General features: G+C 63.7%; 24 protein-coding genes and 1 tRNA gene. 16 read left to right on the plus strand and 9 right to left on the minus strand.

Annotation, left to right across the window (positions count from 1 at the left end):
* Nucleotides 1-519: 519 nt before the first annotated feature.
* A complete protein-coding gene (locus NKI38_RS15890) occupies nt 520-1920 on the plus strand; it encodes a lipopolysaccharide biosynthesis protein (protein WP_352659071.1) in 1401 nt (466 codons plus the stop codon).
* The gene (locus NKI38_RS15895) at nt 1920-3200 is read left to right on the plus strand and encodes a GNAT family N-acetyltransferase (RefSeq protein WP_352659072.1); all 1281 of its coding nucleotides are present in this window, start codon (nt 1920-1922) and stop codon (nt 3198-3200) included. The genes NKI38_RS15890 and NKI38_RS15895 overlap by 1 nt, the downstream gene beginning before the upstream one ends.
* Nucleotides 3201-3242: 42 nt before the next feature.
* Here NKI38_RS15895 and NKI38_RS15900 read toward each other — a convergent pair.
* Nucleotides 3243-3327, minus strand: a tRNA-Leu gene (locus tag NKI38_RS15900).
* Between the two features lie 225 nt (nt 3328-3552).
* On the opposite strand from NKI38_RS15900, the gene NKI38_RS15905 reads away from it, so the two are divergent.
* Nucleotides 3553-4140 (plus strand): YqaA family protein, encoded by a 588-nt coding sequence (locus tag NKI38_RS15905; protein ID WP_352659074.1) that lies wholly within the window; start codon nt 3553-3555, stop codon nt 4138-4140.
* Nucleotides 4141-4175: 35 nt separating this feature from the next.
* Nucleotides 4176-4694 (plus strand): disulfide bond formation protein B, encoded by a 519-nt coding sequence (locus NKI38_RS15910; protein ID WP_352659076.1) that lies wholly within the window; start codon nt 4176-4178, stop codon nt 4692-4694.
* Nucleotides 4695-5003: 309 nt separating this feature from the next.
* Here NKI38_RS15910 and NKI38_RS15915 read toward each other — a convergent pair whose 3' ends face one another.
* Complete coding sequence (locus NKI38_RS15915; protein WP_006328497.1) at nt 5004-5561, minus strand: HNH endonuclease; 558 nt, start codon at nt 5559-5561, stop codon at nt 5004-5006.
* A 128-nt stretch (nt 5562-5689) separates the two neighbouring features.
* The gene (locus tag NKI38_RS15920) at nt 5690-6331 is read right to left on the minus strand and encodes a DNA-3-methyladenine glycosylase family protein (protein ID WP_352659078.1); all 642 of its coding nucleotides are present in this window, start codon (nt 6329-6331) and stop codon (nt 5690-5692) included.
* A gap of 74 nt (nt 6332-6405) precedes the next feature.
* Here NKI38_RS15920 and gluQRS point away from each other — a divergent pair, with 74 nt between their 5' ends.
* On the plus strand, nt 6406-7281 hold the full coding sequence (gluQRS, locus tag NKI38_RS15925) for a tRNA glutamyl-Q(34) synthetase GluQRS (protein ID WP_352659080.1): 876 nt from the start codon (nt 6406-6408) through the stop codon (nt 7279-7281).
* A gap of 149 nt (nt 7282-7430) precedes the next feature.
* A complete protein-coding gene (locus tag NKI38_RS15930) occupies nt 7431-8327 on the plus strand; it encodes a DMT family transporter (RefSeq protein ID WP_352659082.1) in 897 nt (298 codons plus the stop codon).
* An 87-nt stretch (nt 8328-8414) separates the two neighbouring features.
* Here NKI38_RS15930 and NKI38_RS15935 read toward each other — a convergent pair whose 3' ends face one another.
* Nucleotides 8415-9266, minus strand: a complete 852-nt coding sequence (locus NKI38_RS15935) for a YihY/virulence factor BrkB family protein (RefSeq protein ID WP_352633910.1) — start codon at nt 9264-9266, stop codon at nt 8415-8417.
* A gap of 55 nt (nt 9267-9321) precedes the next feature.
* On the opposite strand from NKI38_RS15935, the gene NKI38_RS15940 reads away from it, so the two are divergent.
* The 7 genes from NKI38_RS15940 (at nt 9322) to NKI38_RS15970 (ending at nt 14826) form a co-directional block, all read left to right on the plus strand.
* Nucleotides 9322-10188, plus strand: coding sequence for an SDR family oxidoreductase (locus NKI38_RS15940; protein ID WP_352659084.1), 867 nt, complete (start codon nt 9322-9324; stop codon nt 10186-10188).
* A 24-nt stretch (nt 10189-10212) separates the two neighbouring features.
* Nucleotides 10213-10404, plus strand: coding sequence for a twin transmembrane helix small protein (locus NKI38_RS15945; protein WP_352633914.1), 192 nt, complete (start codon nt 10213-10215; stop codon nt 10402-10404).
* A gap of 24 nt (nt 10405-10428) precedes the next feature.
* The gene (locus NKI38_RS15950) at nt 10429-11010 is read left to right on the plus strand and encodes a cob(I)yrinic acid a,c-diamide adenosyltransferase (protein WP_352659085.1); all 582 of its coding nucleotides are present in this window, start codon (nt 10429-10431) and stop codon (nt 11008-11010) included.
* Nucleotides 11011-11038: 28 nt separating this feature from the next.
* Nucleotides 11039-11836 (plus strand): rhomboid family intramembrane serine protease, encoded by a 798-nt coding sequence (locus NKI38_RS15955; RefSeq protein WP_352659086.1) that lies wholly within the window; start codon nt 11039-11041, stop codon nt 11834-11836.
* Nucleotides 11837-12034: 198 nt separating this feature from the next.
* Nucleotides 12035-12784, plus strand: coding sequence for an electron transfer flavoprotein subunit beta/FixA family protein (locus NKI38_RS15960; RefSeq protein ID WP_352659088.1), 750 nt, complete (start codon nt 12035-12037; stop codon nt 12782-12784).
* 23 nt (nt 12785-12807) lie between these two features.
* On the plus strand, nt 12808-13737 hold the full coding sequence (locus NKI38_RS15965; RefSeq protein ID WP_352659090.1) for an electron transfer flavoprotein subunit alpha/FixB family protein: 930 nt from the start codon (nt 12808-12810) through the stop codon (nt 13735-13737).
* Between the two features lie 210 nt (nt 13738-13947).
* Nucleotides 13948-14826: a 3-hydroxybutyryl-CoA dehydrogenase gene (locus NKI38_RS15970; RefSeq protein ID WP_352633924.1), complete on the plus strand. Its 879-nt coding sequence runs from the start codon at nt 13948-13950 to the stop codon at nt 14824-14826.
* Nucleotides 14827-14867: 41 nt separating this feature from the next.
* Here the strand turns inward: NKI38_RS15970 and NKI38_RS15975 are convergent, their stop codons facing one another.
* The 3 genes from NKI38_RS15975 to NKI38_RS15985 form a co-directional block, all read right to left on the minus strand.
* Nucleotides 14868-16799: a PAS domain S-box protein gene (locus NKI38_RS15975; protein WP_352659092.1), complete on the minus strand. Its 1932-nt coding sequence runs from the start codon at nt 16797-16799 to the stop codon at nt 14868-14870.
* Between the two features lie 210 nt (nt 16800-17009).
* Complete coding sequence (locus NKI38_RS15980; RefSeq protein ID WP_352659094.1) at nt 17010-17648, minus strand: NrsF family protein; 639 nt, start codon at nt 17646-17648, stop codon at nt 17010-17012.
* 1 nt (nt 17649) lies between these two features.
* Complete coding sequence (locus NKI38_RS15985; RefSeq protein WP_352659095.1) at nt 17650-18201, minus strand: sigma-70 family RNA polymerase sigma factor; 552 nt, start codon at nt 18199-18201, stop codon at nt 17650-17652.
* A gap of 206 nt (nt 18202-18407) precedes the next feature.
* Between NKI38_RS15985 and NKI38_RS15990 the strand changes: the two genes are divergently transcribed.
* The 3 genes from NKI38_RS15990 to NKI38_RS16000 all read left to right on the plus strand — a co-directional run bounded on the left by NKI38_RS15990 (nt 18408) and on the right by NKI38_RS16000 (nt 22249).
* Nucleotides 18408-19415 carry an iron ABC transporter substrate-binding protein gene (locus NKI38_RS15990; protein ID WP_352659097.1) on the plus strand — a complete coding sequence of 336 codons (1008 nt, stop codon included), beginning with the start codon at nt 18408-18410 and terminating at the stop codon, nt 19413-19415.
* 174 nt (nt 19416-19589) lie between these two features.
* Nucleotides 19590-21170 (plus strand): ABC transporter permease, encoded by a 1581-nt coding sequence (locus tag NKI38_RS15995; RefSeq protein WP_352659252.1) that lies wholly within the window; start codon nt 19590-19592, stop codon nt 21168-21170.
* Complete coding sequence (locus tag NKI38_RS16000) at nt 21167-22249, plus strand: ABC transporter ATP-binding protein (RefSeq protein WP_352659099.1); 1083 nt, start codon at nt 21167-21169, stop codon at nt 22247-22249. The genes NKI38_RS15995 and NKI38_RS16000 overlap by 4 nt, the downstream gene beginning before the upstream one ends.
* A 35-nt stretch (nt 22250-22284) precedes the next feature.
* On the opposite strand, the gene NKI38_RS16005 is transcribed toward NKI38_RS16000, so the two are convergent.
* Together NKI38_RS16005 and ugpE are read right to left on the minus strand one after the other, a co-directional pair.
* Complete coding sequence (locus NKI38_RS16005) at nt 22285-23352, minus strand: sn-glycerol-3-phosphate import ATP-binding protein UgpC (RefSeq protein ID WP_352659100.1); 1068 nt, start codon at nt 23350-23352, stop codon at nt 22285-22287.
* Nucleotides 23353-23359: 7 nt separating this feature from the next.
* Nucleotides 23360-24208: a sn-glycerol-3-phosphate ABC transporter permease UgpE gene (ugpE, locus tag NKI38_RS16010; protein WP_127293677.1), complete on the minus strand. Its 849-nt coding sequence runs from the start codon at nt 24206-24208 to the stop codon at nt 23360-23362.
* Nucleotides 24209-24212: the final 4 nt, after the last annotated feature.

The raw sequence follows: 24212 nt of genomic DNA on the forward strand, positions 1-24212 counted from the left end.
CACCGACACGCCGCTCACTCGCTACAGCGCTACTAACGGCGCGCTCGTGAGCGGCTTCGCTACCGCCGAGCTACACCACCTGATGGGACACGACCGCGCAATCCACCCGTATGTGACTGCCCGATCTGCGCCCTCTTTTCCAATCCGGGATCTTAGAATTTCATATTCTGACACGGATCCATTCCAAATTCGATTCTGACAACGCCGAGTTGAACATGTATCGTTTAGATATCCAGTGAACAAGCGGTGAACATGACCTCTCCTGCCTTCTATGAACAGGTTTGCCAACACCTCCAAAATTAGAAGGACATTTGTCCGCCACCGTAGTGTGGGGCAACCGACCGCAGCGTGAAAAACGGTGACACTTGGCTTTTCAAGTTTCGGGCACACTAAATCCATGAAGGGATCGGCACCGAGGAATTCCCCTCTCTCACTACCGCCCCTTCACCCAACCGTTTCTTAATGTGTCTCGGCTACACCCAACCCTGAAAAAGAAGCGGAAAACGGAGAGAAATCGGGGTGCGCTTTTCCGCGGCCACGACTGCCGGGCGGTTCTTGCCGCAGCGTTGGGCGCTGCGCATGGAGCCGTTGCTTGGCCGCATCGACGCCGTGCTGTTCACCGCCGACGAGCGCGGCGAGGCCGGCCGCATGTCGGTTATCGCCTTCTCCATCCGCATCGTCAGCGCCGTCATCGCCTTCATCAGCCAGGTGCTGATGGCGCGCTGGATGGGCTCGTTCGAATACGGCATCTTCGTCCTCGTCTGGGTGACGATGGTGATCGTCGGCAACCTCGCCTGCCTCGGCTTCCACACCTCGGTCATCCGCTTCATTCCCGAATACCGCGAGCGCGGCCTGATGGACGAACTGCGCGGCATCGTGCTGGCCAGCCGCCTGTTCGTGCTGATCGCCTCCACGCTCATCGCCGGGCTCGGCGCGCTCGGCGTCTGGCTGGCGGCACCCTGGATCGAAAACTACTATGTGATCCCGTTCATCCTCGGCGTCATCTGCCTGCCGATGATCGCCATGTCGGACCTTCTGTCGGGACTGGCGCGCGCCAACAGCTGGGCGCTGTTTGCCCTGTCGCCGACCTATCTCGTGCGGCCCATCCTGATCCTGCTGTTCATGGCGCTGATGCTGCTGGCGGGCTACGCCCCCGACGCAAAGACCGCAATCTTCGCCTCGATCGCCGCCACCTACGCCACCACCCTTGGCCAGCTCATCGGCGTCACCCAGCGCATGGAACGGCAGATCCCGGCCGGGCCGATGAAGGTGCATTTCGCGCAATGGTTCGTCGTATCGCTGCCGATCTTCCTGGTCGAGAGCTTCTTCTTCCTGCTCACCAATGCCGACGTGCTGATGGTCGGCGCCTATATGGATCCCAACGACGTCGCCGTCTATTTCGCCACGGTGAAGACGCTGGCGCTGGTGCATTTCGTCTATTTCGCCGTCAAGGCCGGCGTTGCCCAGCGCTATGCGCAGTTCACCCATGGCGACCCGCAAAGGCTCGCCGCCTTTGCCCGCGAGACGGTGTCGTGGACGTTCTGGCCGTCGCTGTTGATGGCGCTGCTGGTGCTGGCACTGGGCGAACCCATGCTGGTGCTGTTCGGCCCTGAATTCAGCAGCGGCTATCCCTTGCTGTTCCTGCTCGTCTTCGGCGTCGTGGCCCGCGCCGCCGTCGGCCCTTGCGAAAGCCTGCTGACGATGAGCGGCAACCAGAACATCTGCGCCGCCGTCTATGCCATGACGCTGGCCTTCAACATCGGCCTCAACGTGGTGCTGATCCCGATGTTCGGCCTGTGGGGCGCGGCCATGGCCACCGCCTTTGCCATGATCTTCGAAGCCAGCGCGCTCTCCTTCACGGTGTGGCGCAAGCTCGGCATCGTCATGCTCATCTTCGTGCCTGCGAAAGGAGCCGCGTGATGGCCGCCATCCCGTTGCTTGAGGAAACCAGCGGCGGCAGCGCCGGCGCCATGGTGTCTGGCCTTGCCGGACTGGCCCGCGACGCCGACCCTGCCCACATTGAAATCTTCGCCAACAACCGGCCCGAGCGCAAACTCGCCATCTACCCGGCATCGGCCGGCTTCGACCTGGTCGAGGAACTGGATTACCTCTGCGCCCGCGCGGTCGAGCCCAACATCTTCTTCAACCCGCGTTTCCTGGCGCCGGCCATGCCGCGGCTGGAGGATCGCGAGGTGCGGCTGGCGGTCATCCGCGACGGCGACGAATATCGCAACCGGCTGCGCCTCCTGGTGCCGTTCTCGGTCGAACGGCCGGTGGTGCCGCTCGGCGTTCCGGTCATGCGCACATGGTCGAGCCCGTTCGGCCCGCTCGGCACGCCGCTGGTCGATCGTGACGATCCGGTCGGCGTCGTCGAGGATTTCTTCTCGATGCTGTCGCGCCCGCACCTCAAGCTGCCGAAAGTGTTCGTCCTGCCCGATATCCGGCTCGACGGCCCGGCGGCGAGCCTGCTTGCCACCGTGGCCGAGACGCGCGGCCTGATGCTGGTCACCACCGGCCAGACCCAGCGCCCGGCGCTGCAGAGCGAAGCCGATGGCGACGAGTATCTGAAGGCTTCGCTGCGTTCGCACCATTACCGCGAGTTCCGCCGCCTGAAGCGGCGCCTTGGCGACCTCGGCAAGCTCGAGCATGTCGTGGCGCGCGGGCCCGAGGACATCCGCCACGCCATCGAAAGCTTCCTGACCCTGGAAGCGGCCGGCTGGAAAGGCCGCGAACGCACCGCCATGGCGATCGACCGCTACCGCGCCGCCTTCGCCCGCGAGGCCGTGCACCGGCTGGCCGAGCAGGACATGTGCCGCATCCATTCGCTGACGCTCGACGGCCGCACCATCGCCTGCCTGATCGTCTTCGTCGAAACCGGCGTCGCCTACACCTGGAAGACGGCCTATGACGAGACGCTGGCCAGCTATTCGCCGGGCACGCTGCTGATGATCGAGGTGACGCGCCAGCATCTCGACGATCCCAACATCATGATGACCGATTCCTGCGCCGTGCCCGACCATCCGGTGATGAGCCGGCTGTGGGCCGAGCGCAAGCCGATGGGCACGCTGGTGATAGGCCTGACGCCGGACGCCGACCGCCTCACCCGCCAGGCCGCCTCGCAACTGCATCTCTACCGCGAAACCCGCAACATGGCCCGCCTGCTACGCAACCGCATGAAGAGCCTGCTGGGACGGCGGTAGGAGCCTGTCCCAAAACACGGATTGGCTGCCGGGAGAAAAGTTTGGTGCCCCTAGCCGGGATCGAACCAGCACTCCTTGCGGAACTCGATTTTGAGTCGAGCGCGTCTACCAATTCCGCCATAGGGGCTCAGGCCGGGCGGCCTGGATGGCGCGGGACTATACGGTTGGAGGCCTGTTCGTCAACTGGCCAATTTCTCCGGTGCCGGATGCGACCAAACTGCGCCTTTCGATTTCGTGATGGGGCTGCCATTGTGCAGTGCGGAAAATCTTTCTAGACAGGCGGCGCGCCAAAGCGCGGCATGCCTGAGAAGATCGCCGCGCACCTTTGGGGCGACATGCGTTAGGAGTGCCGATGCTTCGCGGACTTTACGACTGGACCTTGTCGCTGGCGGCCCGCAAATCCGCCGAATGGTGGCTGGCCTTCATCGCCTTCGTCGAAAGCTCGGTGTTCCTGGTGCCGGCCGACGTGCTTTATCTGCCGATGGCCCTGTCGCGGCCGGATCGCGCCTATCGCTACGCGCTGATCGCCACCGTCGCCTCGGTGCTGGGCGGCATCGCCGGCTGGTTTATCGGCCACTACGCCTATGACGCGGTGGCGCGGCCGATCCTCGAATTCTACGGCAAGTACGACGAGTTCGAGACGCTGCGCGCGGGCGCGGGCGTCGGCTTCATCATCCTGATGCTGATCACTTCGGGCGCCGCCCATCTGCCGCCGATCAAGGTGGTGACGATCCTGTCGGGCGTCATCGGCGTCAATCTGCTGCTGTTCATCGTGCTGGCCATCGTGGCACGCGGCGGCCGCTTCCTGCTGCTGGCCTGGCTTTTGCGGCGCTATGGCGAGCCGATCCGCGAGTTCATCGAAAAGCGCCTTGGCCTGATCGCGGGCGCGGCCGCGGCTGCCCTGATTTTGCTCTATATAACAGTCAAATACGCCCTCTGAACACAGCCATTGCGAGCCGGACGGAGCCGATTGAAATGACCGCGACGATGAATGCCGATCCCGGACGCCAGCGGACACGCACGGCCTTGTTCCTCGCCGTCGCCATGGCCGCCACCGTCGGCTCGGCGCTCGGCTTCCAGTATCTCGGCGGCTACATCCCCTGCCACCTCTGCCTCGAGCAGCGCACCCCCTACTACATCGGCGTGCCGCTGATGGTGCTGGCGGCGATTGCATCGATGCTTCACGCGCCGGCATGGCTGACGCGCGGCTTGCTGGCCGTCGGCGGCCTGCTGATGCTCTACGGCCTTTATCTCGGCGTCTACCACTCCGGCGTCGAATGGCAGTGGTGGGCCGGCCCGACCGATTGCACCGCGGGTGCGGGACCGGTCGACACCGGCGGCAAGGGCGTGCTCGACGCGCTCGACAAATTCGTGCCCCCATCCTGCGACAAGGCGGCGTTGCGCATCCTTGGCCTGTCGCTGGCCGGCTGGAACGCCATTGCCAGCCTTGTCCTCGCCGCCGTCGCCTTCCGCGGCGCTTTCGCCCGCGACTGAGCCAATTCGATTGAGCGGCGCGACGCAGAGTTCGAGCAAGAATTCGCCAGGCTGAGTCGGATCGCGCGGCGTTCGACGTCCGAGCCAGATCGACCCCCACTCCGTCTCGGCTTCGCCGAGCCACCTCTCCCCCGATCGACGGGGTAGAGGAAGGGCGCGAGCCTGTTGCAGCCAGCGCTCCTTACGCTGGGCTCCTTTCCTCTCCCTCCGGAGGGGGGAGAGGTGGCGCTGCGAAGCAGCGACGGAGTGGGGGAAGCCGGTCGTTAAGCGCGAAGCCGCTGATAAGTGAGCGACCGAGCTGGCCCGATCTCAGGGTTCGAGTTCGACATCCCAGTACAGATAATCCATCCAGCTCTCATGCAGATGGTTGGGCGGGAACAGGCGGCCGTTATTGTGCAGATCGTGCACCGTCGGCTGAAAAGGCTTCTGCAGCGGCCACATCTTGGCGTGCGCCGGCATCATGCCACCTTTCCTGAGGTTGCAGGGCGAGCAGGCGGCAACGACATTCTCCCATGTCGTGGCACCGCCACGATGGCGGGGGATGACGTGATCGAAGGTCAGGTCCTCCGGCGTGCCGCAATACTGGCACTGGAAACGGTCGCGCAGGAAGACGTTGAAGCGGGTGAAGGCCGGATGCCTCGACGGCTTCACATAGGCCTTCAGGCTGACCACGCTCGGCAGCTTCATCGAGAAGGTCGGCGAGGACACCGCGTGCTCGTATTCGGCCACGATGTTCACCCGGTCGAGGAACACCGCCTTGATCGCGTCCTGCCACGACCAGAGCGACAGGGGGTAATAGCTGAGCGGACGGTAATCCGCATTCAGCACCAGTGCTGGAAGCCCATCCGGAGATACGGCAACCGTCACGTGTTTACCTCCTTGGTTCTAGACCCGAACGGCGAGGATACTGTAAGCCCGACATGACAGGGATGTGAAGCGGATTGTCGCGTCGTCGAAGCGGCAAAAAGACATGATTTTCAGGCTTTTTTGCGGTTTCAGGCCGGTGGTGCGGCGTCCCGCCCCCTGGTTTCGCGATAATAGGACCAGAAAAGCCGCGACGCGACACCTCGCCACGGGCTCCATGATTCGGCCAATGCGATCAGTGTTTTCTCCGGCGGACGCGGGTCGATGCCGAGCGCGTGGCCGACTGCGCTCTGCAGCGCGACGTCTCGCGCTGGGAAGATGTCGGGGTGCCCGGCGGCAAACAACAGGTAGACTTCCGCCGTCCAGGGACCGATGCCGGACACCGCCGTCATCGTCGTGATCGCCTCCCGGGCATCGAGCGAACAGAGGTGATGCAGGTCGAGGCCATCGACCACCGCCTGGGCAATTGCGATCAGGCCGCGCTGCTTCGGCCGCGACAGGCCGGCGTCGCGAAACATGTCTTCGCCGGCAGCTAGGATGGCCTGCGGCGTCAGCGGATCGACGAGTTTGACCAGCCGGCCGAAGATCGCATCGGCACTGGCGCGGGACACTTGCTGCGAAACGACGATCGACGCCAGGCTCCTGAACCCAGGCTCGGAGAGCCGCAGCGGCACCTCGCCGGCCATGCCGCGCACCTTTTCCAGGCGTGGGTCGATCACGCAAAGCGCATCGAGCCCCCGGGCAATGTCGTCCGATGTCACGATACGCTGCATGCTTTCTTGTTCCTTGACCGGCTGCACGGTAGCAATTGGCAAAACCGCCGCACAACCCGATTGCCGCTTGAGAGATGACACTCCTGACATTTCGCTTCGCCCCCAGCCCAAATGGCGACCTGCATCTCGGCCACGCCTACTCGGCGCTGCTCAACCAGAAGCTGGCGACACAGGCAGGCGGCCGCCTGCTGCTGCGCATCGAGGATATCGACACCACGCGCTGCACGCCGCAATTCGAGGCCGGCGTGCTTGCCGATCTGAAATGGCTGGGGCTCGGCTGGGAAGCGCCGGTGCGCCGCCAGTCGGAGCATTTCGCCGAATACGAGGCGACGCTTGAGCGGCTGATCGCGGAAGAACTCGTCTATCCCGCCTTCATGAGCCGTGGTGAAATCCGCGCTTTCATCACCGACAGCGAAGGGCACGGGCGCGACTGGCCGCGCGACCCCGACGGCGTGCCGCTCTATCCCGCCGCCGACAAGGCGCTGCCGGTGAAGGAACGCAAGCGGCGGATTGCCGAAAACACGTCCTTCGCCTGGCGGCTGGATCTCGGCGCCGCCATGGCGCGTGTCGGCAAGGACCTGTCATGGACGGAGTATTCCGACGAGACGCTCCTTGCGACACGCTCCGTCGAAGCCCGCCCGCAGGATTGGGGCGACGTGATCGTGGCACGCCGCGACATCCCGACGAGCTACCACCTCGCCGTCGTCATGGACGATGCACTGCAAGGCATCAGTCACGTCGTGCGCGGGCAGGATCTGTTTTCCGCCACCGGCGTGCAGCGCCTCCTCCAGGAGCTACTCGGGCTGCCGCAACCGGCCTATTTCCATCATCGTCTCATCCTCGGGCCCGACGGACGAAAGCTGTCCAAGAGCCTCGGCGACACCGGCCTAGCCGCGCTGCGTCATGCCGGCGCATCACCTGATGACGTCAGGCGGATGGTCGGGCTTTGAGCCCGGCGGGATCAGAGAAACAGCCAGCCAGATGCGCCGGGCGTTGAATTCCGGTGATGTATGGATCAACGGTTTCGCTTTGCGCGCCGGGTTGAACGGTATTAGAGCATCGCCACGGCAATTCTCTCCAGTACGGCGGACTCCGGAACATGCGCAGCATCAAGCGGTTCATTCCCGCCACCTTCGTCGTCCTGTGGGCGACCGGTTTCATCGGCGCGCGCTATGCCATGCCATGGGCGGAACCGTTCACCTTCCTTGCCGCGCGCTTCGTCATCGCCTCTGTCCTGCTAGCCGTCCTGATGCTTGTGCTGGGCTCGAAGGGAGCCACAAGCGAGGAGGCATTGCACGCCACCGGCGCCGGCATCCTGATGCACGGCGTCTATCTCGGCGCCGTGTTCTGGGCCATTCACAGGGGCATGCCGGCCGGCTTTTCGGCCCTGATCGTCGGCCTGCAGCCGCTGATCACGGCGGTGCTTGCCGGCAAGTTTCTCGGCGAGGCGATCCTGCCGCGCCACTGGCTAGGCCTTGGCATCGGCCTCATCGGCATCGTCATCGTGCTGTGGCCCAAGCTCGGGGCGCTGGGCGGCGGCGTGACGGCGGCAACGCTGACCGCCTCGCTGGTCTCGGTGCTCGGCATGAGCGCCGGCACCATCTGGCAGAAGCGCTTCGCATCCGGCGGCGACCTCGTCGCGGCAACCATGTGGCAATATGTCGGCGGCGCGGCTGTCATGATCCTGGCCGCACTGGCCTTCGAGACGCACACGGTCGTCATCAACGGCGAACTGATCTTCGCCATGGCCTGGCTGGTGCTGGTGCTGTCGCTCGGCGCCATCTTCCTGTTGATGGTGATGATCCGCGACGGCGAGATGTCGAAAGTGGCCTCGCTGTTCTATTTGGTGCCGGCGGTGACGGCCATCATCGCCTGGGCCTTGTTCGACGAGCAGCTCAACGCGCTGCAGATTGTCGGCATGGCGATCACCACATTCGGCGTCGGCCTGGCAACGGCGCGGCAGACCAAGGGAAGAATTGTGGAATTGAGGAATTGAGGAAAATGGCCCCATCTGGCGCTGGGTGCTACTTCTTTAATTCTTCAATTCTCCCGTTCTCCAGTTCTCCCGCTCCCCATTCGGCCATCATCCGACCCGCGCGCGTGCCTCCAGATAGCGGCTGATCGCGGCATTGAGCTCGCCGCCGAGGATGAAGATCGCCGAGACCATGTAGAGGAAGACCACGGCGATCATGATCGAGGCAAGGCCGGCATAAGTCGTCACATAGGACGAGAAGTGGTCAAGATAGGTGGCGAAGATGGTCGAACCGACAAGCCATGCCGCCAGCGTGAAGATGATGCCCGGCACCAGTGAGACGAAGCGGCGCTTGCCCGCCGGCAGCCAGAAATGCACGGCAAACAAGCCGCCGACGATGACCACCGAGGCGATGACATAACGCCACAGCGTGATCGTGCCCATATAGGGCTTGATCCAGTCGATATGGGCTTCGGCGAGCCGCGCCAGCAGTGGCGCGAACACCAGAAGCACGCTGATCGCCAGGAAACCGGCCGTCGCGATGAGAACGAAGATGATGCTCTGCACTCGGCGATAGATGATGCCGCGCGTTTCCGACACGCGATAGGCGCGGTTGAGCGACGTGCGCAGCGCCTCGATGCCGTTCGAGGCAAAATAGGCGGCAAGCAGCACGCCGTAGGTCAAGAGGTCGGTGCGCCTGACGGTCAGCACATTGAGCACTTCGCGCGCGATCGGCTTGGCGATCTGTTCGGGCCAGGTATCGAACACCAGGTGCACGGCCGTGTCGGAGAATGCCTGCGCGCCGAGGAAGCTCGCCAGCGTCGTGGCGAAGATCAGGAACGGGAACAGCGCCATCAGCGATGTGATCGCCAGATGGCTGGCCATCGCCCAGCCGTCATCGGTGTTGAAATGGCCAAGCGCGTCGTAGAGAACTCGCTTGAGGGCTACGATCTTCCGCAACAAGAACAGCGCCCTCCAATTGTCTCCACGCCGGGAATATGGGAAGGGATTGCGGCAAATGGCAACCCTTGGCGAAACCACGAGCAGTCCGGCGCAAGAATTGCGCTCGATCATCGTCACCGGCGCATCTTCGGGGATAGGTGCGTACTGCGCCCGCGCATTGAAGGCGGAAGGCTGGCGGGTGTTCGCGACGGCGCGCAAGCCGCAGGACATCGCCGCGCTCGAAGCCGACGGTATCGAGGCCTTCTATCTCGATTATTGCGAGCCGGACTCCATCGCCGCGCTGGTGCTGGCGGTGCTCGACCGCACCGACGGCCGGCTCGATGCCCTGTTCAACAATGGCGCCTACGCTCAGCCCGGTGCCGTCGAGGATCTGCCCGTCGCAGCACTCAAGGAGCAGTTCGAGGCGAATTTCTTCGGCTGGCATGAGCTGACCCGCCGGCTGGTGCCGGTGATGCGCCGCCAGGGTCACGGCCGCATCGTTCACTGCTCGTCGATCCTCGGCCTGACGCCGGTGCGTTTTCGCGGCGCCTATTCGGCGTCGAAACACGCCTTGGAGGCCCTGATGCTCTGCCAGCGCCAGGAACTGGCCGGCAGCGGCGTCCATGTTTCGCTGATCGAGCCGGGGCCGGTGAAGTCAAAGATAGCCAGCAATGCGCTTCCCTGGTTTCTCAGGAATATCGACCACGAGACGTCAGTCCACCGCCTCGACTATGCGGCGCAGCTGGAGCGGCTGCGGGCCGGCGGCAGCCAATCGGCCTTGAAGCCTGGGCCGGAAGTGGTTCACGCGGCGCTACGCCATGCACTTCTGTCGCGGCGCCCGCGCCCGCACTATGTGGTAACAGTGCCGGCCAGGATCGGTGCGGCGCTCAAACGCATCCTGCCCGCTTCGATGCTCTATCGCCTGCTCGCCAAGCGAGCCTGAAGCCAAACAACTGGAAACGCAATAATGGCATCCGTCTTCAACATCCTCGCCATTCTGGTCATGGTCGCCGTGGTGATCGTTCTCGTTCGCGGCCTCATCAACATGATGCGAGGTGGTTCGGGCGTCACCTCGAACAAGCTGATGCAGACGCGCGTTCTGTTGCAGGCCGTGGCGCTGGCGCTGATCCTGCTTGCGGTGTATTTCACCCGCAAGTGAGGATATCGGTAGCCGGGAGGCGACGTGGTCAAGCTCAACAAGATCTACACCCGCACCGGCGATGATGGCACCACGGGTCTCGGCACCGGCGAACGGCGGCTGAAATCCGATCTGCGGGTGGACGCCTACGGCACGGTCGACGAGGCCAATGCCTGCATCGGCATCGCCCGGGTCCACACGGCATCGGCCCACCCCGAGATCGACGCCATGCTTTCCCGCATCCAGAACGATCTATTCGATCTCGGCGCCGATCTCGCAGTGCCAGACGACGGCAAGCCGCTCGGCTATGAACCGCTTCGCATCATCGCCGTGCAGACCGACCGGGTCGAGAAGGACATCGACCTGCTCAACAAGGAGCTTCAGCCGCTCAAATCCTTCGTGCTCAACGGCGGCACACCGGCAGCGGCGGCACTTCACCTTGCCCGCACCGTGGCGCGGCGGGCCGAACGGCTGATGGTGGCCCTGGCCCAGGATCCGGACGAACACGTCAACCGCGACGGGCTGAAATACATCAATCGCGTCTCGGATTTCCTGTTTGTCGCCGCCCGGGCGGTCAATGACAACGGAAACGCGGACGTGCTATGGGTTCCCGGCAAGAACCGCTGATCGTCGAAAGCGGAAGAGGACCTGGGAAATGTTCATCCCGCTTTACGACACCAACAGGCTGCGGCACATCCGTCTGCAATATGTGACGATCGGGCTGATCGTGGCCAACGCGCTGGTCTATTTCGCCACCGCGCTAGGCGGCGAGAGTTTCACCAATGCCGCCGTGCTTGGTCTCGGCTTCATCCCGTCGGTCGTCCATGACACTGCCGAGCTTGACCCTCGTTTCATCGTCATCCCCGAAAGCCTGAGCTACCTCACCTATTCCTTCCTGCACGCAGACATCTTCCACCTCGGCGGCAACATGCTGTTCCTGTGGGTGTTCGGTGACAATGTCGAGGACGCGCTCGGCCACATCCGCTATCTCATTTTCTACCTGTTGTGCGCCATTGCGGGAGCCGCCTTCCAGGGTTTGATCGCCTGGGATTCCCAGGTGCCGCTGATCGGCGCGTCCGGCGCCATCGCCGGCGTGGTCGTCGCCTATCTGATCCTTTATCCCAGGGTGAAGGTCTGGGTGCTGGCCTTTGCCCGCATCCCGCTGCGCATTCCCGCCTTCATCCCGCTCATCCTGTGGGTGCTGTTCCAGGTGGTGATGTTTGCCGCCGGCGGCGAGGATCAGATCTCATGGGCCTGCCATATCGGCGGTATCATCGCCGGCGCTGTGCTGGTGCTGGTTCTGCGCAGCCGCGGCGTGCCGCTGTTTGCCGGCGCTGATGAAGACGTCACGCCCGCCGCTCCCGATCAACCGCCGGTTGCCACAGGACCGCTGATCCCCGAACCACCTGCCGCAACGCGCTGGGGACGAGGAAACGCTTCCAGTTCGGACTGAACCGATTTGAGCCGCTCGCGGCGTATTGACGTGCAGGGTTGCCACAATTACGGAAACGTCTCCGCCGCAGCCTAAGGCGGTCAAAGACCAGAATTTCCATCCGGCCAGAATTTCCACCCGGAATGTCGGCTTTCGACAACTCAGAACGGGCGCAGGCTGTTATAGCGCGCCCAACTAGCGTGAAGAGGTGACAGGCAAATGAAGATCCTTGTGCCCGTGAAGCGGGTTGTGGATGCGAACGTCAAGGTTCGCGTGAAGGCTGATGGTTCGGCGGTGGAACTCGCCAACGTCAAGATGGCGATGAACCCGTTCGACGAAATCGCGGTGGAAGAAGCAATCCGGCTGAAGGAAGCCGGCAAGGCGGAAGAGATCATCGTTGTCTCGATCGGCCCGCAGCAGGCGCAGGAAACCCTGCGCACCGCGCTCGCCATGGGCGCCGACCGCGCCATCCTGGTCAAGACCGACGAACAGACCGAGCCGCTCGGCGTTGCCAAGGTGCTGAAGGGCGTCGTCGACGCCGAACAGCCCGGCCTTGTCATCCTCGGCAAGCAGGCGATCGACGACGACTCGAACCAGACCGGCCAGATGCTGGCGGCGCTGCTGGGCTGGGCGCAGGGCACCTTCGCTTCCAAGATCGTGCTCGAGGGCGACAAGGCCAAGGTGACGCGCGAAGTCGATGGCGGCCTGCAGACGGTGGAGCTGAAGATGCCGGCGATCGTCACCGCCGACCTTCGCCTCAACCAGCCGCGCTATGCTTCGCTGCCCAACATCATGAAGGCCAAGAAGAAGCAGTTGGACGAAAAAAGCCCGGCCGACTACGGCGCCGACGTCAAGCCGCGGCTGAAGGTCATCAAGACCGAGGAGCCGAGCGGCCGCAAGGCAGGCGTCAAGGTCAAGAGCGTCGCCGAACTGGTCGACAAGCTGAAGAACGAAGCCGGCGTTTTGTGAGCGATCGGGAAAGGAACAGACAAATGGCAATTCTCCTCATCGCAGAACACGACAACGCCACCCTTTCCGACCAGACCGCCAAGGCGCTTTCGGCGGCGCTGCAGATCGGCTCGGACGTGCATGTGCTGGTCGCCGGCAAGGGCGCCAAGCCGGCAGCGGACGCCGCCGCCAAGCTCAAGGGCGTGAGCAAGGTGCTGCTGGCCGAAGCCGACGAGCTTGCCGAGCGCCTCGCCGAACCGACGGCGGCACTCGTTGTGTCGCTGGCAGGCGCCTACGACACCATCATCGCCCCGGCGACCTCGTCGGGCAAGAATGTCGCGCCGCGCGTGGCTGCCCTGCTCGACGTCGCGCAGGTATCCGAGATCATCGAAGTCGTATCGCCCGACACCTTCAAGCGGCCGATCTATGCCGGCAACGCCATCCAGACGGTGCAGTCGACCGACGCCAAGAAGGTGATCACTGTCCGCACCGCCTCCTTCCAGGCTGCGCCCGAGGGCGGCTCGGCGGCGGTCGAGACCGTCAAGGCCGCGGCCAATCCCGGCCTCTCCACCTTCGTCGAGAACAAGCTCTCGGAGACCGACCGTCCGGAACTGACCTCGGCCAAGATCATCATCTCGGGTGGTCGCGCGCTGGGCTCCTCGGAAAAATTCCAGGAGGTCATCCTGCCGGTCGCCGACAAGCTCGGTGCAGCTGTCGGCGCCTCGCGCGCCGCCGTCGATGCCGGCTATGCGCCGAACGACTGGCAAGTCGGCCAGACCGGCAAGGTCGTCGCCCCTGATCTCTACATCGCGGTGGGCATCTCCGGCGCCATCCAGCACCTCGCCGGCATGAAGGATTCGAAGGTCATCGTCGCCATCAACAAAGACGAGGAGGCGCCGATCTTCCAGGTTGCCGACTACGGCCTCGTGGGCGATCTCTTCGTCATCCTGCCGGAGCTGCAAAAGGTGCTTTGACGCTTTCTGCCAAAGCGTATTAAATAGTGAGGGGTGGGGTAGACGAAGTCGCCCCGCCCTTTTAGTTTGCACCGCACAAAAAGCAGGCCGCAAAGGCTAAAAGCAATTCCAGCAAAAGTGCGCAGCGGTTTTGCGTCCGGAATTGCGGTAAAATAAAAGGTGGAGCGCTTTCGCAGTTCATGCGGAAGGGCTCAGGACGGGATCGGTGTAATGAGCAAGATCGAGACGATCGGCATCATCGGCGCGGGCCAGATGGGCGGCGGCATCGCCCATGTCTCCGCGCTTTCGGGCTACAAGGTGCTGATCTACGATATTTCGCCCGACCGTATCGAGAAGGGCATTGCCACCATCAGCGGCAACATGGCCCGCCAGGTAGGGTCCGGAAAGCTCGACGAGAATGTGCGCAACGAGGCGATGGCGCGCATCGCTTCCGCCCCGGCGATGGCCGATCTTGCCGGTGCCGATCTGGTGATCGAAGCCGCGACCGAGGACGAGACGGTCAAGCGCAAGATCTACGCCCAGCTCTGTCCGCAGCTCAATCCCGAAGCCATCCTGGCGACCAACACCTCGTCGATCTCGATCACGCGGCTTGCCGCGCAGACCGACCGGCCGGAGCGGTTCATCGGCATACATTTCATGAACCCGGTGCCGCTGATGAAGCTGGTCGAATTGGTGCGCGGCATCGCCACCGAGGACCAGACCTTCGAGGCGGCAAAGACCTATGTGAAGCAGCTCGACAAGACGATCACGGTTTCGGAGGATTTTCCGGCCTTCATCGTCAACCGCATCCTGCTGCCGATGATCAACGAGGCGATCTACACGCTCTATGAGGGTGTCGGCTCGGTCGACGCCATCGACACCGCCATGCGGCTCGGCGCCAATCATCCAATGGGGCCGCTGCAGCTTGCCGATTTCATCGGGCTCGATACCTGCCTGTCGATCATGCAGGTGCTGCATGACGGCTTGTCGGACTCGAAATACCGCCCTTGCCCGCTGCTGGTGAAATATGTCGAGGCCGGCTGGCTCGGCCGCAAGACCGGGCGCGGCTTCTACGACTATCGCGGCGAGCATCCCGTCCCTACGCGCTGATCGGATCCGCGTCGGCAGCAGGCTTTCGGGACCGGCTCTGATCAGGACGCCGCGGCCAGCGGCTCGGGCCGCTGTGTGCTGTCGGCCATGCTCTCGCCGTCCGGCGCCACGCAAACGCAGCCACGGCCTGCCGCCTTGGCCGCGTAGCAAGCGGCATCGGCCCTGGCGATGATCTCGTCGACCTCGCCGCAATTGGCGCCGATCGCAGCCAGCCCGATGCTGGCACCGATCAAGTGAGGACGGCCGTCCCAGATGAAGTCCAGGCCGCCGATCGCATCGATGATGGAGCGCGCCGCGATCTTGGCGCCGGCCGCCGAACCCGATTTCAGAATGACCGCGAATTCGTCGCCGCCCAGACGAGCGACGATGTCGTCTGGACCAAGCACGCCGCGAACCGCCCCGGCAACCCGCTTCAGCAGCGCGTCTCCCGCCGCGTGGCCGCCCGTATCGTTGACCAGTTTGAAGTGGTCGAGATCGATGAACATGAACTGATGTCCGCTGCCTTTGCCCGAAGTGCCGTCCTTGCGCGCCTGACCGACCAGTTCCTCCATGGCGCGGATGAAGCTCGAGCGATTGGCAAGACCGGTCAGCGCGTCATGCGCGGCGGCGTGGGCGAGCTGGCGCTGCAGCGCGCGCGCATCGGTGAAGTCCTGGAAGACGATGACCAGTCCGCAGAATTCGTTGCGCTCGTTGATGATCGGCGACACGACCTGACGGATGCTGCAGCGCGTGTCGTCGCGCCGGATGAGAACGGCGCGGCTGTTCTGGTCGGGGGGCGCCTGGGCGCCGATCGCCGGTCGGGTCATGCCTATCCTGTGTCCCGTCTCCTCGTCGACCGCCCAGTAGACATGGCCAAGCATCTTGCCGAGAGCTTCGTCACCGGCAACACCGGTCAGCTTTTCGGCGACCGGATTCATGAAGGTGACGCGGTTTGCGGCGTCGGTGCAGATGACGGCATCGCCGATCGACTGCAGCGTCACCCTGAGCCGCTCCTTTTCATCAGCCAGCATTGCCGCCGATACGGTGAGGCGTGCTTCGGCCTCCTTGCGCCGGGTGATATCGGTCAGGCTGCCGATGGCCCTGACCAGCCGGCCGTCCTCGTCACGCTCGATGGCCTTGCCGCGGTCGAGGAACCACATCCAGTGGCCATCCTTGTGGCGCATCCTGAACTCGGCTTCGAAGAACGGCGTCTTGCCCTCGAGATGGGCGCGATCCGCTTCGGCGACAGTCTCGCGATCATCGGGATGGATCATCGTCAACCAGCGGTCGGTGTCGCCGTCGAGTTCGCCATCCGCATAGCCCAGCATCTTGACCCAGGTCGAGGAATAGGTCGTGCCGCCCTTGCGCATGTCGAGGTCCCAGACACCTTGGCCAGCGCCGGCCAGGGCGAAATTCCAACGGGTTTCCGCTTCGGCAATGCGCACCTCGGCCTGCTTGCGGGCGTCGATGTTCTCGATCTGCGAGACGAGATAGAGCGGGCGGTCGCTGCTCTCGTCGCGAATGACCGAACCGGCAAGATGCGCCCAGACGGGTGTGCCGTCCTTGCGGAGATACCGCTTCTCGAAGTGGAAGGAGTTGACCGTGCCGGCTCTCATGCCGTCCATCGTTTCGCGCCCGATATGCAGATCTTCGGGATGCGTGATCTGGAAGAAGGTGAGCGCCTCGATCTCCTCGTTTGTGTAGCCAAGCATGGCGGCGAAGGCCGGATTAGTCTGAAGAATACGCCCGTCGAGACCGACAACGGCGATGCCGATTGCCGAATCCTCCATGGCGCGTCGGAAGCGCTGTTCGCTCTCCGAGATCTGCCGGCGATCCTCGCTGATCCGGCGGATGAACAGGGCGACAAGGACAAGGGCGCCCACCGCTACCCCCACCGCGATCTGCAGGCAGAATTTTAGCGCGTCGACGCCGAGGTGCAGGCGCGACAGCAGGATCGAGGCCGCCACGCAAAGGCCGGCTAGGAGCAAAGCCAACCCTGCGTGTCTAATAGATTTTCGGCCGGTCAAACCTTGCCACATCACGATACGTGCCACCCCCGTGCGCAAACGCATGTTGTTGCATCAACCTTGAGCGATCGATTTTAAGGAAAGGTTGCGTCCGGTGGACCGGTGCTACCGGTAACCGACAAACATTGCCGGCATGATTAAGGATCGGTGTGCATGAGTAGCGGTCGTGGCGGAACGCTACCAGCGCACGAAAAACCGCCCGCCGAGCGCGCCAAGCAGCGCTAGTACCGCGATCGCGATCGAGTACCAGGTGGCGACGAAAAGCGGTGAATCGTCGAAGCAGTGCGCGGCATAGAACGTCGCCGCCTGCCCGCCGGCGAGCAGGCCCGCCGTCGCGCCGGCAAGTACCGGCCGTGTCGGCGCGCCGTAGCGCAGCATCCACAGGAAGATGGCAAGCGGACCGAGGCCGATCAGTGGGATGAAGCCCATGCAGATCATCATGTTGGAGCCGATCATCCTTGTGCCCCACAGCGCCTCCGGCACCATGAAAAGCTCCAGAACCACCGCCACGGCTACCAGCACCGGCGCCGCAGCCATCCAGGCCATTGCCCGGCCCGTCGAGGCACCCGGCGTCGACAAGGCACGGATCAGGGCAAAGGCGCTGACGGCAAGCACGATGGTGAAAACAAATTTGGAGAGAAAGCGCATCGTGTGCGCGGCCGCCATGAAGTCCGGGCGCGGGCCGATGGTCAGCAGGAAGACGACAGCAGCGATCACCGCTGCCGCAGCGGCGGCCATCCACCAGGCCGAGTGCAACGGCATCGCCTTGCTGCTTGTATCGGCGTCCAGCGCCCTGATGAGATCGTCCGTCCTCATGTCATTCCCGCCCAAACCGCCCCTGCCCGAATCGCTTGGCTATCGCGGCAAGTCCCCGATGCAGCGACACACGCACCGCCGTCTCGCTGATACCGAACCTTGCCGCCGTCTCTCCGATAGAGCGGCCTTCCACCGACACGGCTGAGACCACCGAGCGCTGTGCCGGCGACAGGCCGTCCAACGCCCGGTTGATGTCGCGCTCGCTGACGGTCTCCGTTTCCGGCTCGGCGAACGTCTCGGCGATATCGTCGACGTCGATCTCGATGCGCCGTCCGCGCCGCCGGAACGCGTCGATCAGCTTGAAGCGGGCAATTGCATAGATCCATGGCAACACCGGCGCATCCTGGCGCCAGGTATGCCGTTTCACATGAATGGCCAACAAGGTTTCCTGCACGACATCCTCGGGATCGACCCCGCCCTGCACGATCTTGCGCCGGACAAAACCGCGCACCAGCGCGGCAATCCGGTTCAGAAAGTCGGCATAGGCCTTTTCGTCTCCCGCGATCGCGGCCCGCATCAGCCGGGAAAGCTCGGCCTCATCCTTGCCGCTCACAAGAGTTACTCCCCCGATTTTCGCGTCTCGGCGCTGATTTGTTACGTGGCCGGCGAAATAATGTCCAAGCCAAACTAGCTGCAAATCACGAAAGTTTGCGCCTCGGCGCCTAATTAAAATCGGCAAAGCAATGTTGACTATCCTGGTCAGGTATCGATAGGTGCAGCCGTGACAGACCGAAGACCCCAGAGATCGAGGACAATGCCATGAAATACGCTCTTTCCACCCTTGTCGGCGCTACCGCGCTGGCAATCAGCCTGATCGGCGGCCCGGCGATGGCGGAAGATGATGGCATCATTGTCTACAATGCCCAGCACGAGAATCTTACCAAGGCGTGGGCCGAAGGCTTCACCAAGGAAACCGGCATCAAGGTCACCGTCCGCAACGGTGGCGACAGCGATTTCTCCAACCAGATCGTCGCCGAGGGTGCTGCTTCGCCGGCCGACGTGTTCCTGACGGAAAACTCGCCGGCCATGGTGCTGGTCGAGACGGCCGGCCTGTTCGCGCCGGTCGACGCCGACACGCTGGCACAGGTTCCCCAGGACTATCAGCCGGCCAGCGGCAAATGGGTTGGCGTCGCTGCGCGCAGCACGGTCTTTGCCTATAACAAGACCAAGCTCACCGCCGATCGGTTGCCCAAGTCGATGCTTGACCTCGCCGATCCAAGCTGGAAGGGCCGTTGGGCCGCCTCCCCGTCAGGCGCCGATTTCCAGGCCATCGTCAGCGCGCTGCTGCAGCTCAAGGGCGAGGCCGCCACGGCGGACTGGCTGAAGGCGATGAAAACCAATTTCACCGCCTACAAGGGCAACAGCACGGTGATGAAGGCGGTCAATGCCGGCGAAATCGAAGGCGGCGTGATCTACCACTATTACTATTTCGGCGATCAGGCCAAGACCGGTGAAAACAGCGGGAATGTCGAGCTGCACTATTTCAAGAACCAGGATCCGGGCGCGTTCGTTTCGATCTCCGGTGGCGGTGTGCTGGCTTCGAGCAAGCATCCGAAGGAAGCCCAGGCCTTCCTGAAATGGGTGACCGGCAAAGGCGGCCAGGACGTGCTGAAGACCGGCGATTCCTTCGAATACGCGGTCGGCAAGGGTGCGGAGTCCAACCCGAAGCTGGTGCCGCTCGCCGATCTGCAGGCGCCGAAGGTCGATGCCACGACGCTGAATTCCAAGAAGGTCACCGACCTGATGACGGCAGCCGGCTTGCTTTAGTTGCCATTCCTCCTAAAAGGACAACCGACCACGCTCCCGCGGGAATTCGCCTTCCGCGGGAGTGATTTTGTTTTTCGAGATGGCATTCGTCGATGACGACACGCTGTGTTCCCAACCGCTATCGCGGTCCTTCAATTGCTGCCGCTGGACGGCAACGGCACGGCGTCTGACCTGATGCAGTCTACGGTCGATCTGGCGCGCTCGGGCCTGCCTTCGGGCACAGGCCGAAGGGCTCGGCGACGCGCACCGCTTTGGCTGGTCATCGCCGCCATCTTCGTTGCGCTGCTGGCACTGCTGCCACTTGCCTTCATCATCTGGATCGCGGTGCAGACCGGCTGGGAAACCGTCTCGGCGCTGGTTTTCCGCCCGCGTGTCGGCGAGCTTCTGGTCAACACCGTCCTGCTGGTCGCGCTCTCCGTGCCGATCACCATCGCACTGTCGGTTGCGCTGGCTTGGCTGACCGAGCGCAGCGACCTGCCGGGCGCCCGGCTCTGGGCGTGGCTGTGCGTGGCGCCGCTCGCCATACCGGCTTTCGTGCACAGCTATGCCTGGATCACCATGGTGCCCGGACTGCACGGCCTGTGGGCCGGCGTGCTGGTTTCCGTGATCGCCTATTTCCCGCTCCTGTATCTGCCGGTGTCGGCGGCGTTGCGCCGTCTCGATCCCGCCCTTGAGGATGCCGCCGCCGCACTCGGCCTTGGGCCCCGGCGCGTGTTCTGGCGTGTCGTGCTGCCGCAATTGCGGCTTGCCATCTGCGGCGGCTCGCTGCTGGTCGGCCTGCACCTGCTGGCCGAATACGGCCTCTATGTCTTCATCCGCTTCGACACCTTCACCACGGCTATCGTCGACCAGTTCCAGTCGACCTTCAACGGACCGGCAGCCAACATGCTGGCTGGCGTGCTGGTGAGCTGCTGCTTCGTGCTGCTCGGCCTCGAAGTGCTGGTGCGCGGCGAGGAACGCTATGCCCGTGTCGGCTCAGGTGCGGCGCGCCATCAGCAGCGCGCAAGCCTTGGACGCGCCACCATTCCTTGCCTGCTCTTGCTTGTCGTTACCACGCTGCTGGCGCTCGGCGTGCCGTTCGTCACCATCGGCGGCTGGCTTGCCGCCGGCGGCGCCTCTGTCTGGCGCCTCGACGAGATCGGCCTGGCGCTTGGCCAGACGCTGTTCCTGGCGCTCGCCGGCGCCTTGCTCGCCACTGTCGCCGCCATGCCGATGGCCTGGATCTCGATCCGCGCGCCAGGCCCATTGCAGCGTCTGCTGGAGGGCTGCAACTACATTGTCGGCTCGTTGCCGGGGGTCGTCATTGCGCTGGCGCTGGTCACCATCACCGTGCGCATCGCGCTTCCGCTCTACCAGACCCTGTTCACCATCCTGGTGGCCTATGCGCTGATGTTCCTGCCGCGCGCGCTGGTCAGCCTGCGGGCGTCGATCGCGCAGGCTCCGGTCGAACTTGAACGCGCCGCTTCCAGCCTCGGCCGGCCGCCGCTGCAGGCGCTGTGGTCGACGACGATCCGACTGTCGGCGCCAGGCGCCGCGGCCGGCATGGCGCTGGTTGCGCTTGGCATCATGAACGAACTGACCGCCACCCAGATGCTGGCGCCGAACGGCACCCGCACGCTGGCAATGGCGTTCTGGTCCTACAGTGGCGAGATTGATTATGCCTCGGCGGCACCTTACGCCTTCATCATGGTGGCTATGTCGCTTCCCTTGACCTGGCTGCTCTATGTCCAGTCGAAACGGATGGCCGGACGATGAGCTTTCTCGAAATCAGCGGCCTGCACAAGCGTTACGGTCCGGTGGCCGCTCTTGCCGGCGTCGACCTGAGCGTCGCCAGTGGTAGCCGCACGGCGATTGTCGGCCCGTCCGGCTGTGGCAAGACGACCTTGCTGCGGCTGATCGCCGGCTTCGAGGCCCCGGACCAGGGCCGCATCACGCTCGATGGCGAGGTGCTGGCCAATGGCGGCGCGGCGGTACCAGCGCATCGCCGCGGCATAGGCGTGGTGGCGCAGGACGGCGCCCTGTTCCCGCATCTGACCATTGCCGACAATATCGGCTTCGGCATGGCCCGCGGCGAGGACAAGCGCGCTGAGCGCATCGTCGAACTCGCCTATATCGTCGGGCTCGACAAGGCGATCCTCAAACGCCGCCCGCACGAACTCTCCGGCGGCCAGCAGCAGCGCGTGGCGCTTGCCCGCGCCATGGCGATGAAGCCCCGGCTGATGCTGCTCGACGAGCCGTTCTCGGCGCTCGATACCGGCCTGCGAGCCTCGATGCGCAAGGCGGTGGCTGAGCTTCTGGAGGTCGCCGGCATCACCACCATCCTGGTGACGCACGACCAGGCCGAAGCGCTGTCCTTTGCCAGTCAGGTCGCGGTGATGCGCGACGGCAAGTTCTCGCAGGTCGGTACACCGCGCGACCTCTATTTCAAGCCGAAGGACAGGATGATAGCCGAGTTCCTCGGCGACGCCATCATCCTGCCGGCAAAGATATCAGGCGGCTTCGCCAACTCGCCGCTCGGCCGCATCGCCGTCGACACCAATGACAGCCGCGACGTTGCCCGCATCATGCTTCGGCCGGAGCAGATCGCGCTGAAAAGAACGTCGCGCGAGGGCATGTCGGGCACCTCGGACATGCTGTTCGGCGAGGTGACGGAATCGGAATTCGCCGGCTCGATGTGTACGATCGCGGTGCGGCTTTTGAACAGTGCCGATCCGCCCGATGCCGCCGCGATCGGCAACACGCCGCTGGTCCTGCGCAAACCGGGCATGGACGCGCCGGCGGTCGGCGAGATCGTCCGCCTGACCGTATCGGGAAAGGCACATGTCTTCGTCTGAACGCCGGCGCGTGGAATGCAGGACTATCTTTCGGATTAGCCGACGCGCTTCCCCGCCTGATCGAACCAGTGCAGCTTTTCTGCCTTGGCAACCACGCGCAATTGGTTGCCAACCGTGGCGGTGGCGCGACCAGCGACCCGCACGACGATCCTGCTGCCACCTGCGGCACAGTGAAGAAAACTTTCGGCACCTACCGGTTCGACTGCCTCGACCAGCGCCGGCAGGACGAGCGCACCGGACGGCGCCTCCGCATTGAAGGTAACGTCGGCATCCTCGGGCCGAAAACCGACCGTCGCAGCTTTTGCCTCCTGAGGTGCGAAAACGATCGCCGTGCCGTCAGCGAGCACCGGGCCCGAGGAGCCTCCGGTCAGCGCCAGGAGATTCATCGGCGGCGCGCCAATGAAGGAAGCGACGAAGGTCGAGGCCGGCCTCTCGTAGACGTCGAGCGGCGCCCCCACCTGCTCGACCAGTCCGGCATTCATGACGACGAGGATGTCGGCCAGCGTCATCGCCTCAAGCTGGTCATGTGTGACATAGACCGACGTGACGCCAAGCGAGCGCTGCAGATTCTTGATCTCGACGCGCATCTGGCCGCGCAATTTGGCATCGAGATTGGAGAGCGGCTCGTCGAACAGGAAAACCCTCGGGTTGCGCACGATGGCGCGGCCCATGGCGACACGCTGGCGCTGGCCGCCGGAAAGCTCGCGCGGGCGGCGGTCGAGCAGCGCCGAAAGCTCCAGTATTTTCGCCGTCGCGCGGACCCGGCTGTCGATCTCGTCTTTCGGCGTGCCGCGGTTACGCAGCCCATAGGCCATATTGTCGTAGACCTTCATATGCGGATAGAGCGCATAGTTCTGGAACACCATGGCGATGTCACGCTCGGTCGGGCCGATTGAGTTGACGATCTTGCCGTCGATCGCAACCGTTCCCGAGGAGATGGTTTCGAGCCCGGCGATCATCCTCAGCAGCGTGGACTTGCCGCAGCCGGATGGGCCGACCAGCACGCAAAGCTCCTTGTCGGGAACGGCGATGGAAACGCCTTTCACGGCCTCGAAGCCGCTGGGGTAGACCTTCTTCACATCCTTCAGATCGACGGTCGCCATCAGCTTCTCACTTTTCGGAATCGACCAGCCCGCGAACGAACCAGCGTTGCATCAGCACCACGACCAGGATCGGCGGCACGATGGCCAGCATCGCTGTAACCATGACCAAGTGCCACTGCGTATCGGCATCGGCGAAGGAGACCATCTTCCTCAGCGCGATGACGATCGTATTCATGTTGCTGCTGTTGGTGACGAGCAGCGGCCACAGATATTGCGTCCAGCCATAAATGAAGAGGATGACGAACAGCGCCGCGATGTTTGTCCGCGACAAGGGCAACAGGATATCGAAGAAGAAGCGCCACGGTCCCGCACCATCGACACGCGCCGCCTCCACCAGCTCACCTGGAATGGTCATGAAAAACTGTCGAAACAGCAATGTGGCGGTAGCCGAGGCGATCAGTGGGATGATCAGGCCGGCATAGGTGTCGATCATGCCGAGATCGACCATCACCTTGTAGGTTGGCAGGATGCGCACCTCAACGGGAAGCATCAGGGTGATGAAGATCAGCCAGAAGAAGACCATCCGCAACGGAAAACGGAAGAACACGATCGCATAGGCCGACAGGATCGAGATGAAAATCTTCCCCACCGCGATGCCGAGCGCCATGACCGTGGTGTTGAGCAGCAATCGACCGACACTGACGCCGCCGATGCGGCCGACACCGCCGAACAGCGCTTCGCTGTAATTGTTCCAGAACTGATCGCCGGGCAGGAGCGGCAATGGCGGCTTAAGGATCGTTTGCAGCGTCTGCGTCGAGGCAACGAATGTGTAGTAGATCGGGAAGGCGACGATCAATATGCCGAGGATGAGCACGGCATGGGCGAGGAAAATGCGAGACGAGGACTGACCGATCATCGCT

The organism is Mesorhizobium sp. M0621 (assembly GCF_040320745.1).
In the GTDB taxonomy this organism is placed as follows: Bacteria; Pseudomonadota; Alphaproteobacteria; order Rhizobiales; family Rhizobiaceae; genus Mesorhizobium.

Bases quoted from the DNA above. Each gene is read 5' to 3' on its own strand.
- NKI38_RS15980 (WP_352659094.1), bottom strand. From the start codon at position 17,648: ATGAGGACGGACGATCTCATCAGGGCGCTGGACGCCGATACAAGCAGC.
- NKI38_RS15920 (WP_352659078.1), bottom strand. From the start codon at position 6,331: ATGCAGCGTATCGTGACATCGGACGACATTGCCCGGGGGCTCGATGCG.
- NKI38_RS15940 (WP_352659084.1), top strand. From the start codon at position 9,322: ATGGCAACCCTTGGCGAAACCACGAGCAGTCCGGCGCAAGAATTGCGC.
- NKI38_RS15965 (WP_352659090.1), top strand. From the start codon at position 12,808: ATGGCAATTCTCCTCATCGCAGAACACGACAACGCCACCCTTTCCGAC.
- NKI38_RS16000 (WP_352659099.1), top strand. From the start codon at position 21,167: ATGAGCTTTCTCGAAATCAGCGGCCTGCACAAGCGTTACGGTCCGGTG.
- NKI38_RS15990 (WP_352659097.1), top strand. From the start codon at position 18,408: ATGAAATACGCTCTTTCCACCCTTGTCGGCGCTACCGCGCTGGCAATC.
- NKI38_RS15970 (WP_352633924.1), top strand. From the start codon at position 13,948: ATGAGCAAGATCGAGACGATCGGCATCATCGGCGCGGGCCAGATGGGC.
- NKI38_RS15955 (WP_352659086.1), top strand. From the start codon at position 11,039: ATGTTCATCCCGCTTTACGACACCAACAGGCTGCGGCACATCCGTCTG.
- NKI38_RS15945 (WP_352633914.1), top strand. From the start codon at position 10,213: ATGGCATCCGTCTTCAACATCCTCGCCATTCTGGTCATGGTCGCCGTG.
- gluQRS (WP_352659080.1), top strand. From the start codon at position 6,406: ATGACACTCCTGACATTTCGCTTCGCCCCCAGCCCAAATGGCGACCTG.
- NKI38_RS15995 (WP_352659252.1), top strand. From the start codon at position 19,590: ATGCAGTCTACGGTCGATCTGGCGCGCTCGGGCCTGCCTTCGGGCACA.
- NKI38_RS15930 (WP_352659082.1), top strand. From the start codon at position 7,431: ATGCGCAGCATCAAGCGGTTCATTCCCGCCACCTTCGTCGTCCTGTGG.
- NKI38_RS15905 (WP_352659074.1), top strand. From the start codon at position 3,553: ATGCTTCGCGGACTTTACGACTGGACCTTGTCGCTGGCGGCCCGCAAA.
- ugpE (WP_127293677.1), bottom strand. From the start codon at position 24,208: ATGATCGGTCAGTCCTCGTCTCGCATTTTCCTCGCCCATGCCGTGCTC.
- NKI38_RS15910 (WP_352659076.1), top strand. From the start codon at position 4,176: ATGACCGCGACGATGAATGCCGATCCCGGACGCCAGCGGACACGCACG.
- NKI38_RS15895 (WP_352659072.1), top strand. From the start codon at position 1,920: ATGGCCGCCATCCCGTTGCTTGAGGAAACCAGCGGCGGCAGCGCCGGC.
- NKI38_RS16005 (WP_352659100.1), bottom strand. From the start codon at position 23,352: ATGGCGACCGTCGATCTGAAGGATGTGAAGAAGGTCTACCCCAGCGGC.
- NKI38_RS15960 (WP_352659088.1), top strand. From the start codon at position 12,035: ATGAAGATCCTTGTGCCCGTGAAGCGGGTTGTGGATGCGAACGTCAAG.